Annotated in this window: 1 protein-coding gene and 1 pseudogene; one reads left to right on the forward strand and one right to left on the reverse strand. The window is 74.0% G+C overall.

The window, feature by feature from the left end:
* A pseudogene (locus H5J30_RS30640) lies at positions 1-633 on the reverse strand (hypothetical protein); the annotation flags it as partial.
* Positions 634-783: 150 nt separating this feature from the next.
* Here H5J30_RS30640 and H5J30_RS30645 point away from each other — a divergent pair.
* Entirely contained in the window at positions 784-1,620 is an 837-nt protein-coding gene (locus H5J30_RS30645) for an NAD-dependent epimerase/dehydratase family protein (protein ID WP_181790721.1), read from the forward strand.
* Positions 1,621-1,842: the final 222 nt, after the last annotated feature.

Below are 1,842 nucleotides of genomic sequence, written 5' to 3' on the forward strand. Positions count from 1 at the left end.
GTACGCGGCGTAGCCGTCGCGGCACTGGTCGCAGAAGCAGAGCGACATCAGCAGCTGCCCGGCGGCGTCGAGAGCGACCCCGGCGGTCTTGTCGTGCGCGTGCAGGTGCGCGAGCCCGTACCACCCGCACGACTCCAGCTCGCACCCGCGCGCCCCCGGCCGGGTCGCCGCCTCCGCCGCGAGCGCGACCAGGTAGTCGCGCACGGCCGGGCGCCCGATGCACGGCGCCCACGGGTAGCGGTCGCCGTAGGCGTTGACCACGGACGTCTGCGGATGCTCCGCGCCCAGCCGGGAGTTGTGCGCGAGGACCACCCAGCTGTGCACCTCCACCCCCGCCGCGGCCAGCGCCCCGGCCGCCTCCCCGAACGGGTCGGCGGCGGCCATCCAGTCCTGGGGGTACGGGTGCAGCGTCCGGCCGGCCCACCTGCGGGCGTCCGGCGGATAGAGCACCGCGGAGTGCCGGGCGGTGACGACGCGGTGGCGCGGGTGGCGCGGGGTCAGGGCGCGGGTGGAGTGGTACGCGGCGGCGAGCGTCACCTGCCGTACGCCCAACTCGGCGACCCGGCGCGCCGCGGCGGGGTCGCCGACGACGTCCCACGGATACAGAAAGACCGAAGCACGAGGTGTCATCATCAGGGTGTACACATTTCTGCCCGGCGTCCATATTGGTGAACAGGCACGCTAGAGCCGCCCCGACACACCGTCAAGACCGCCTCCCCGGCGCCCGGCCCGCGCCCCGCCGTCCCGGTCCACGCCCCGTCACGCACCACCGAGGAGCCCACGATGTCAGCCCACCGCCCCCCGCGCACCGTCCTGCTCACCGGCGCCGCCGGCGGCATCGGCACCCTGATGCGCGGCCTGCTGCACGCCCACGGCCACGAGCTGCGCCTGCTCGACCACGTCGCCGCCGCCCCGGGACCGGAGCGCTTCGTCACCGCCGACCTCGCCGACCGCGGCGCCCTGCGCGAGGCGGTCCGGGGCGTGGACGCGGTGCTGCACCTCGCCGGGATCTCGCTGGAGTCGACGTTCGAGAAGGTGCTGCGGGCCAACGTCGAGGGCACGTACCACCTCTACGAGGCCGTACGCGAGGAAGGCGTCCGCCGCGTCGTCTTCGCCTCCAGCAACCACGCCGTCGGCTTCCACCCCCGCCCGCGCCACCCCGGGCGGGTACCCGCCGCCGAGCTGATCGGCCCCGGTGCGGCGCACCGCCCCGACACCTTCTACGGCCTGTCGAAGTGCTTCGGCGAGGACCTGGCGCAGCTCTACTGGGACAAGCACGGCATCGAGACCGTCTCCGTGCGCATCGGCTCCTGCTTCCCGGAGCCGACCAGCGTGCGCATGCTCTCCCTGTGGCTCAGCCCAGCCGACGGCGCCCGGCTGTTCCACGCCGCGCTCACCGCCCCGGACGTCGGCCACACCGTCGTCTACGGCAGCTCCGCCAACACCCGCGCCTGGTGGGACCTCGGCACGGCGCGGGCACTGGGCTACGAGCCGCAGGACGACTCCGAGGCGTACGCGGACAAACTCCTCGCCGAGCTGGGCCCCGACGACACCGACGCCCCGGACCAGGCGAACCTGGGCGGCCCGTTCTGCACCGACCCGCCCATCTGGCCCCACTGAGGCGCCCGTTCGCGCGCGGGCGCGCTCCCGCGGCCGCGGGCCGAACCCGCGCGCACCCCCTTGACGGCCGCCGCACCCACCTCTACGTTTCCGGCACCAATTCAGATTCATATCTTTCGTTCAGATAGATGAATCGAGGTTCCGGTGCGGCTCGACGGCATCCTGTTCTTCCCCCTCACCCCCTTCGACGCCGCCGGCGCGGTGCACGAGGACGTGCTCGCC

It is taken from the genome of Streptomyces phytophilus, assembly GCF_013870535.1.
Lineage (GTDB): Bacteria > Actinomycetota > Actinomycetes > Streptomycetales > Streptomycetaceae > Streptomyces > Streptomyces phytophilus.